5 protein-coding genes are annotated in these 5,352 nt (G+C 69.8%); all 5 read left to right on the top strand.

What is annotated here, in order from left to right; all coding sequences use genetic code 11:
- The first annotated feature begins 59 nt into the window (after positions 1 to 59).
- The 5 genes from VFE05_11525 to VFE05_11505 all read left to right on the top strand — a co-directional run bounded on the left by VFE05_11525 (position 60) and on the right by VFE05_11505 (position 5,173).
- On the top strand, positions 60 to 1,103 hold the full coding sequence (locus VFE05_11525; GenBank protein HET6230690.1) for an IS630 family transposase: 1,044 nt from the start codon (positions 60 to 62) through the stop codon (positions 1,101 to 1,103).
- Between the two features lie 80 nt (positions 1,104 to 1,183).
- Positions 1,184 to 1,429, top strand: a complete 246-nt coding sequence (locus VFE05_11520; GenBank protein HET6230689.1) for a hypothetical protein — start codon at positions 1,184 to 1,186, stop codon at positions 1,427 to 1,429.
- Positions 1,387 to 2,148, top strand: coding sequence for an IS110 family transposase (locus VFE05_11515; GenBank protein ID HET6230688.1), 762 nt, complete (start codon positions 1,387 to 1,389; stop codon positions 2,146 to 2,148). Before VFE05_11520 ends, VFE05_11515 begins: the two co-directional genes overlap by 43 nt.
- A gap of 461 nt (positions 2,149 to 2,609) precedes the next feature.
- A complete protein-coding gene (locus tag VFE05_11510) occupies positions 2,610 to 3,959 on the top strand; it encodes an HD domain-containing protein (protein HET6230687.1) in 1,350 nt (449 codons plus the stop codon).
- Positions 3,956 to 5,173 (top strand): response regulator, encoded by a 1,218-nt coding sequence (locus VFE05_11505; GenBank protein ID HET6230686.1) that lies wholly within the window; start codon positions 3,956 to 3,958, stop codon positions 5,171 to 5,173. Before VFE05_11510 ends, VFE05_11505 begins: the two co-directional genes overlap by 4 nt.
- Positions 5,174 to 5,352: the final 179 nt, after the last annotated feature.

Below are 5,352 nucleotides of genomic sequence, written 5' to 3'. Positions count from 1 at the left end.
TTATTACTCCGGACGATAAATAGTTTGCATTAGTAGGGATCCAGCAGTAGATTGGGTGGATGACGCCTCGCGACGCGCGGTCCCTGCCCGCAGCTGCCCAGGAAGAGCTTCGCCGTCGCGCGGTACACGCCGTTCGGGAGCTTGGAAAGAAGAAGTCAGAGGTGGCGGAGCTCCTCGGGGTCACGCCACAGGCGGTGCGCAACTGGTTGAAGACGCACAGTTCGGGCGGCGACTCCGCTCTCGCGGCACAGCGGCGGGGGCGACGCGTCGGAGGCACGCGGCTAAACGAGGAACAGGGGAAGGTGATCGCGGATCTGGTGCGTGACCGCAGCCCAGATCAGTTGAAGCTGCCGTTCTACCTGTGGACGCGCGAAGCGGTCGCAAAGCTGATCCAGACGCGCTTTGGGGTGCAGGTCTCGATCAAGACGGCCGGGCGTTACCTGGCGAAGTGGGGTTTCACGCCACAGAAGCCGACGCGGCGGGCCTACCAGCAGGACCGGGAAGCCGTGGAGCGCTGGCTGAAGGAGGAGTACCCGTCGATCCAGGGGCTGGCTACGAAAGAAGGCGCTCAGATCCACTGGGGCGACGAGAGCGGAATGCGTTCGGACCACACTGCCGGGCGCTCATACGCTCCGCGGGGAAAGACGCCGGTCGTGCGGATCACGGGCAAGCGCTTCAGCTGCAACATGATCTCGTCGGTGACGAACCAGGGGAAGCTCGCCTTCATGATCTACCGCGAACGCTTCACCTCACAGGTGTTCATCAAGTTTCTTCGCCGGCTGCTGCGGCAGAGCAAAGGGAAGTTGTTCCTGATCATCGACAACCACCCGGTGCACCGGTCGAAGGTCGTCAAGCAGTGGGTGGAGAAGCGGAAGGACCGGTTGAGCGTGTTCTACCTACCCAGCTACAGCCCCGAGCTGAACCCCGACGAGTTGGTGAATCAGGACGTCAAGTCCAACGCGGTGGGTCGCAAGCGTGCACTGGATGTGAAAAACCTCATGGCGAACGTCCGCGCCTTCCTCCGCGGGAAGCAACGCCGACCTGACCTCGTCCGCCGCTATTTCCAGGGCCGACACGTGACCTACGCCGCGCAAACCAATTAGCGGGCGGGGTAATAACCATCGGGCTCGACCTGGGGGACAAGCTCAGCCGGACGTGCGAGATCGATGCAGCAGGCACGGTGGTGAAGACGGCGGCGGTCGCGACGACGCCGGGTGCGATCGAGCGGTACTTCGGCGGGCGGCCCCGCTGCCGGGTGGCGCTGGAGGTGAGCACGCACTCGCCGTGGGTATCGCGCCAGCTGAAGGCACTCGGGCACGAGGCGGTGGTGGCGAACATGAGCGAGGTGTACGGGAAGGGGGCCGGCGCAAGCGTCGCAATGATCGGATCGACGCGGAGTTCCTGGCGCGCCAGGCGCGTGCGGACGTGAAGCTGCTGCACCCGATCCAGCACCGCAGCGCGGAGGCACAGCAGGACCTGGCGCTGCTGCGGGCACGCGACCAACTGGTGCAGGTGCGGACGAAGCTGATCAATCACGTGCGCGGGTCGGTGAAGTCGCTGGGCGCGCGGATCACGAAGTGCTCCGCGGATACGTTCGCGCGGACGGCCACCGCGCAGGTGCCCGAGGTGCTGCACGCCTCGCTCATGCCGCTGCTGGAGGTGATCTCGGACCTGACGAAGCGGATCCGGGGGATGGACCGGCAGGTGGAGCAGATGATCGAGGCGCATCCGGAGGCCGTGCGCCTGCAGCAGCCCAAGGGGGTCGGTCCCCTGACGGCGGTCGCCTTCGCGCGGGCCATCGAAGACCCACACCGGTTCAAGCACAGCCGCCAGGTCGGTGCGTTCCTCGGGCTGGTGCCGAAGCTGGACGAGAGCAGCGATTCGTCTCCGCAGCTGGGGATCAGCAAGGCGGGCGACGAGCTGGTCCGAAGGTACCTGGTCAGCGCGGCGCACTACATCCTGGGACCGTTCGGGCCTGACTGCGATCTGCGGCGTTATGGCGAGGCGCTCGCGGCACGCGGAGGCAAGAACGCCAAGAAGCGAGCCGCGGTGGCCGTGGCGCGAAAGCTCGCCGTGATGCTGCACCGTCTCTGGGTCGCGGACGCGGACTACGATCCGCAGTGGGTGCAGCGCCACAAGACCGCCTGAGGCGCACGACCGAGCAGGAGGAAGCGCGCACGGCCGGGCGCGGCAGGATGATTCGGCACGGTAGGCACCAACGCCCACACACCTCGTTCCCGACGACTGCGTTCCGCGTCTTGGCCTTCGAGGCCGCCGCAGAGTTTGGCAGCGTCGGACCCGGTACCACGAACACCAGCTTGCACCGGCACAGGGCGTATCGTGCCTGAGTGCGGATAGAAGAGTGGTCCGGGCACGGGTGCCGACCGGGGGTCGGCGAGGCCACCACGTTGGCCTTGACAGAAACAGCCTTCTCATAGAAGGACGCGGAGAACGGCGGAGGAGCGATGTGTTCTCCGCGCCTTCGCGCCTCCGCGCGAGACACGTTCTTCCGGCCGCTCCGGTGGATTGGACGCGCGGTGTCACGATCCGGCGAAAAACCTGGCGGGGCTTGACGGATCGCGGCGCGGGGGCGTACAATCCCGCCCCTCATGCAACGCACCGAGCCCCACCCGCAGCGCGAGTTCGAAGTCGTACGGGACCCCCTCTGGAACACCATCCGGCTGGACCCCACGGCGCTCCGCATCATCGACACTCGCCAGTTCCAGCGGCTGCGGCACATCCGCCAGCTGGGGCTGGCGTACCTCGTGTACCCCGGCGCCACGCACACGCGGTTCGACCACGCGCTGGGCGTGTACCACCTGGCGCGCTGGGCCATGGGGCTGCTGGGCGAGCGCGGCGAGCTGGAAGGCGTGGACCCGGCGGAGTGCCGGCTGGTGCCGTACGCGGCGCTGCTGCACGACATCGGGCACTACCCGTTCAGCCACGCGCTCGAGGAGCTTGACGCCGAGCGCGTGCCCGGCCACCACGAGGAGCTGACGGCGCGCTTCCTGGCCGCACCCGCCATCCGCGCCGCGCTGGAAGAGGTGGCGCCGAACGCGCCGGAGCGAATCGAGGCGCTGATCCGCGCCAGGTCCGGCAGCCCGCTCCAGGGCCTCGTCTCCGGCAGCCTGGACCTGGACAAGATCGAGTACCTGCGCCGCGACGCGCTCTTCTGCGGCGTGCCGTACGGCGAGGTGGACGTGGACCGCCTGCTGCACGCCATGACGCTGCTGCGCGACCCGGAGACGGGGCGCATGGAGGTGGGCATCCACGAGAAGGGCCTCTCGGCCGTGGAGTCGCTGCTCTTCTCCAAGTACCAGATGTTCCGCAACGTCTACTGGCACCACGCCGTGCGCGCCGCCACCTCGCTGTACAAGCGCCTGGTGCAGGAGTCGGTCGATGCGGGCGTGGTGAGCCCCGGCGAGCTCGTCGGCCAGAGCGACGAACGGCTGCTCGCGCTGCTGGAGGTCCGCGCGGGGGCGATGGAGGGCGAGGGCGCCCGCCGCGTCGCCCAGCTGTGGCTGCCCGCCGTGCGCGACCGCCGCCTGCCCAAGCGCGCGCTGGAGCTGCCCGGCGAGGCCCTTCGCGGGCTTCCAGCCGAGGAGTGGCTGTACGCCGAGGGCGGCCTGGTCCACGCGCTGGAGCTGCGGCTGGCGGCGGAGATGGGGCTGCCGCCCGGCGGCGTGTTCGTGGACTATCCCGAGAAGCCGCGGATGATGGGGCTGGACCTGCTGCTCCTGCGCCGCACCGGCCGCGTGCAGCGCCTGACGGCCGCAGGCAGCGCGGGCCTCATCGACCTGCCCCGCGTGGCCGACGAGCTGTACTACACGGCGCGCGCCTTCCGCGTGTTCGGCGTGGAGCGGCGCGAGCTGTCCGCGGCACCCATGCTGGACCTGCTGTCCCTTCCCGCCGCCGGCCTCCGCGCGCGCCTCACCGACCCCGCCCCGCTGCTTTCATGACCCCCTCCCTGGCAGGCCTGGTGGACGACGGCGCGCAGGCGTCGGTGCTCATCGTGGAAGACGACCCCGCGTCGGCCCGCGTCCTCGGCTCCATCCTCAAGCAGGCGGGCTACCGCGTCTCCATCGCCACCGACGGCCACGCCGCCATCCGCGCGCTGGAGAGCGAGGAGACGCCGGACCTGCTGGTGCTGGACTGGATGCTGCCCGGCATCAGCGGGCTGGAGGTGTGCCACTGGGCGCGCGAGCGGTGGAACGCGCTGGCGCTGCCCATCCTGATGGTCACCGCCAAGACCGACCCCGAGAGCGCCTACGCCGCCTTCGACGCCGGGGCCAGCGACTACATCCCCAAGCCCTTCCGCGGCGCCGAGATCCGCGCCCGCATCGCCGCGCACCTGCGCACCAAGCGGCTCGTGGAGGAGCGCGTGCGGCTGGAGGAGCACCTGCGCGAGCGGGAGAAGCTGTCCGCCCTGGGCCTCGTCGCCAGCGGCGTGGCGCACGACCTCAACAACCCGCTCGCGGTGATCGGTGCGCAGGCGCAGATCCTCCTCCGCGGCGCGCCCGACGAGGCGACCGAGGCGGGGCTGCGCGAGATCCTGGCGGGCGTGGAGCGCTGCACCCGCATCGTGGGCGACCTGCTGGGGTTCGCGCGGCGGCACCCGCTGGAGCGGAAGCCGGTGGACGTGGCCGACGTGCTGCGCGCCACGGTGGAGCTGCGCCACGGCGACCTGCGCGCCGCCGGCATCCACCCGGTGCTGGAGGTGCCCGGCTCGCTGCCGCCCGTGGTGGCCGACGCGCACCAGCTCCAGCAGGTCTTCCTCAACATCCTCATCAACGCCGAGCAGGCGCTGCGCGAGGGCGGTCGCACGCTGCGGGTGGCCGCCACGGTGGACGGCGCGGTCCTCACCGCCGGCGCATCGGCCGAGTCGCCGCGGACCTCGGTGGGGGACGGCGCGGCGGGCGCGGCCACGGTGCGCATCGACATCTCCAACGACGGCCCGGCCATCCCGCCGGACGTGCTGCCGCAGATCTTCGACCCGCTCTTCACCACGAAATCGGCGGACGAGGGAACGGGCCTGGGCCTCGCCATCTCGCGCCGCATCGTCCGCGAGCACGGTGGCGAGATCGAGTGCCGCAGCGACGACGCGGGCACCGTCTTCAGCATCCGCCTCCCCGTCGGCATCACCGCCCCGCATCAGGAGATGCACGGCCGGTAGATGCACGGCGGGCTTCTGTAGATGCCAGACGGGTCATCGGTAGATGAACAGCGGGGCCGCTTCTCTCATCGAAGCGGCCCCGCTGTTTTCATCTCCATCTCCGCTGATGAGATGCCCTCGTCCAACGAAATCCTCACCGTCCGGTAGGGGCCGGCCTGCGTGCCGGCCCGCCTTTCAGC

This window comes from Longimicrobiaceae bacterium, from assembly GCA_035696245.1.
Taxonomy (GTDB): Bacteria; Gemmatimonadota; Gemmatimonadetes; order Longimicrobiales; family Longimicrobiaceae; genus DASRQW01.
The sequence above is the reverse complement of the archived record's forward strand: the minus strand, read 5'-3'. Positions and strand labels throughout refer to the sequence as shown.

Bases quoted from the DNA above. Each gene is read 5' to 3' on its own strand.
- VFE05_11525 (HET6230690.1), top strand. From the start codon at position 60: ATGACGCCTCGCGACGCGCGGTCCCTGCCCGCAGCTGCCCAGGAAGAG.
- VFE05_11510 (HET6230687.1), top strand. From the start codon at position 2,610: ATGCAACGCACCGAGCCCCACCCGCAGCGCGAGTTCGAAGTCGTACGG.
- VFE05_11505 (HET6230686.1), top strand. From the start codon at position 3,956: ATGACCCCCTCCCTGGCAGGCCTGGTGGACGACGGCGCGCAGGCGTCG.